General features: G+C 44.4%; 4 protein-coding genes and 1 tRNA gene. 3 read left to right on the forward strand and 2 right to left on the reverse strand.

What is annotated here, in order from left to right:
* Window positions 1-199: 199 nt before the first annotated feature.
* Genes EAE92_RS23845 through EAE92_RS23855 form a run of 3 tightly spaced genes read left to right on the forward strand, consistent with a single transcriptional unit; the run spans window position 200 to window position 1,339 of the window.
* On the forward strand, window positions 200-619 hold the full coding sequence (locus EAE92_RS23845; protein ID WP_246545388.1) for a hypothetical protein: 420 nt from the start codon (window positions 200-202) through the stop codon (window positions 617-619).
* Window positions 564-989 (forward strand): hypothetical protein, encoded by a 426-nt coding sequence (locus EAE92_RS23850; RefSeq protein WP_214069834.1) that lies wholly within the window; start codon window positions 564-566, stop codon window positions 987-989. The genes EAE92_RS23845 and EAE92_RS23850 overlap by 56 nt, the downstream gene beginning before the upstream one ends.
* Window positions 989-1,339 (forward strand): hypothetical protein, encoded by a 351-nt coding sequence (locus EAE92_RS23855; RefSeq protein ID WP_110086400.1) that lies wholly within the window; start codon window positions 989-991, stop codon window positions 1,337-1,339. Before EAE92_RS23850 ends, EAE92_RS23855 begins: the two co-directional genes overlap by 1 nt.
* A gap of 44 nt (window positions 1,340-1,383) precedes the next feature.
* Here the strand turns inward: EAE92_RS23855 and EAE92_RS23860 are convergent, their stop codons facing one another.
* Complete coding sequence (locus tag EAE92_RS23860) at window positions 1,384-1,635, reverse strand: SymE family type I addiction module toxin (RefSeq protein WP_214069835.1); 252 nt, start codon at window positions 1,633-1,635, stop codon at window positions 1,384-1,386.
* A gap of 648 nt (window positions 1,636-2,283) precedes the next feature.
* Window positions 2,284-2,359: transfer RNA gene (locus EAE92_RS23865), tRNA-Phe, on the reverse strand.
* Between the last annotated feature and the right edge of the window lie 274 nt (window positions 2,360-2,633).

Genomic DNA, 2,633 nt, shown 5'->3' on the forward strand with positions numbered 1-2,633 from the left:
GAATTGTACATCCTTATCCTTTGCAGCGCTTTTACGCCAAACACCCGAGGTAGGAGCCGGATGCGTTAGTAGCGCACGTCCGGATCTGTGCGGGGGGTAGCCGGTAACGGCTATTCCTACCGCGACCAATGAGCTGGACAATTTTGCGCATAAAGCCCGAACCTGTGAAGGCGAAAGCTGCAAACAAGTGATCAAGGATATGGTGGAGACCAATATCCGTAATCAGCAGGAAATGATGAACTTCTGCAACAGCAACCCGAGCCAGTGTGCGCAGAAGTATGGTTATCTGGTTGATCAGTGGCCGGTGTTTGAACGTACCCTCAAAAATATGGACCGGGGTGGCACATTGCCGGTTGAGTTCAGAAATTACCTGTCGGCGGTGAATACGTTAGGTCAGGCGGCTACAGGCAAGGTAGGCGAACTCGGCTGGACAAAACGCTTTGAAGCAATGGGCATGAGTCAGGAGACTGCCGCTGCAATGGCGATGACGCTGCCTGTTATTGTTGAGGGCAGCAAAGGGCCGAAATCATCGCCAACAACAAAAGGAAGCACAGGCGCGGTTGTTGAATCTGAAAAAGCCGCACTGGATAGAATCGGCAAAATGGCAAAAATACTGTAGATCTGAGTTCGAAGCAGCGCAAAGTAATGTGGTTGTTGATCCAAATAAGATTAACTACATATTTGGAAAAGTTAACAGCAATAAACATAATTCTGATCGCTCTAGTCAGATGGAGCAATCTATGAGGCGTTTAGGGATTCCAACAGATGAGAAAGGCGCTCAATACCTTATGGAACACATATCAAAAGTACCTAAAACTCCAGGCAATATAACGCAGGTATATACTGACAAATTTGGTAAATATGAAGTCAGAGAATCTTTACTTTTTGGTCCATCAGGAAAAGCAACTAAGCTGGAAACTTCATTTGAAATTATGCCTGATGGCACTAGACGATTTATTACAACGATCCCGAAAGAAGGAAAAAAATAATGTTTATTGAATCCTATCCTGATGAGCTAGATTTGCTTTCCTTCTTTGAAAGTGAACCAACATTGGTAGATCACTCTGATAGACGTTTTGCGTATGAATTTACCGATGTAAATGGGATTCACATAGTATTTTCTTTTAGTGTGCTGGAAGGATGGATACAAACAATACTAGAGTTTAATGGAAACAAAATAGCAGGAAATCTCAGTGAGGGAGTTAACAGCTTTAAAATCAAGGATGAAATAGGCGGAGAGTATATACACGCTGAAATTATCTTTGCTGATATTAAAACCGAAGTTGAAATTAGGTTAAAGCCATTTATATCTGTTAAATGGGGAACATTAGTTCGATAGCAAAGAGATCCCAGCCAAGCCGCTGGGATCTTCCCTTTTAGCCGTCAGTTATTCTCAACGAGCCGGATAATCAACTGTCCCCGTTCAACGGTGATGTTCACCGCCTGTCCGGTGGTAAACCCGGCTTTTTCCAGCCAGTTGCCTTTAAGGTGCAAGCTGGGATGCTGGTTGTAATAACGGGTCATGCCAGTGCTGCGGTCAGGGTGGCATCGGCTGATATAGCCGACTTTATAGCGGCGTTGCGCTTTCGAACTGCCTGAATTTACATTACAATAGCGTTGGTTAAATGGCGGCAGCGGACCACTTTCTGGGTTCTTTAACACGGAACTGCGCCAAAAAGAGCTGGATAGTTGGATCAATAGTAAATTATGTTGCCTGTTGTGGAGACAATAGAAGCGGCCTTATACCCGAGCCAAGAAATTAATGGTGGCAGGAATAAAAGGAAGAACGAGCGTAGAGATCGACAGGCAACCAGCGCGGAGCATGGTGGAACTTGGGAGCCAGCTACATGAATCAAGCGATAAAGACGTTACTGTTCAGAAGGCTGAGTCTAATATCACTGTTGGAACAGCAACGACGCTTCCAGTGTAACATGAAGCACTATATATGGAACCGTACGTACGGTGCTGTGAGAGGACGGCGGGAGTGATCCTGCCTCCTATTCGATACCGATGTAATCACCCATAATTAACTTTCTTCCGATCAATGAGGAAAGTTGAATAACTAACATACAACATCGTGTTAATTGATTTTAGTTTGGATGGCTTGACAGCTGCAATAGAACTTGTAAGTATTGCGCCTGAACAAAAAAATGACATCTGATTTCTCAGATAGCCTGAATCTAGAACCTCTTTAACTAACATCGAAATATTGCATGATTGAATAATGCCACGCGATGCATTCTTAGGTTCCAGTATTGAACGCTCAATTAACGCGTTTTGAATTGGTGCCCGGAGGCGGAATCGAACCACCGACACGAGGATTTTCAATCCTCTGCTCTACCGACTGAGCTATCCGGGCAACGGGGCGCATTAAACCGTATTCAGCCTAAGTCGTCAATGCCTTTCTGATAAAAAATGAAAAAAGCTGATTGTTTGCTCTCTTTTTGCCCGGAATTTGTGAGGTTGTTCATTTTAGCGAAATCTGCCGTAAATCCTCGCCCAATGCGAGGGTGTCGCAAAAGGCCGGCATTGACAATAAACCCACAGAGATTTATTGCCTGTTATTGGGACTGACAACCCATGATAGGCTAAAAATAGCCCATAATATCAGGGCAACGGCCCTTGATAAGTTA

This window comes from Photorhabdus hainanensis, assembly GCF_018448965.1.
GTDB classification, from domain to species: Bacteria; Pseudomonadota; Gammaproteobacteria; order Enterobacterales; family Enterobacteriaceae; genus Photorhabdus; species Photorhabdus akhurstii.

Bases quoted from the DNA above. Each gene is read 5' to 3' on its own strand.
- EAE92_RS23845 (WP_246545388.1), top strand. From the start codon at position 200: ATGGTGGAGACCAATATCCGTAATCAGCAGGAAATGATGAACTTCTGC.
- EAE92_RS23855 (WP_110086400.1), top strand. From the start codon at position 989: ATGTTTATTGAATCCTATCCTGATGAGCTAGATTTGCTTTCCTTCTTT.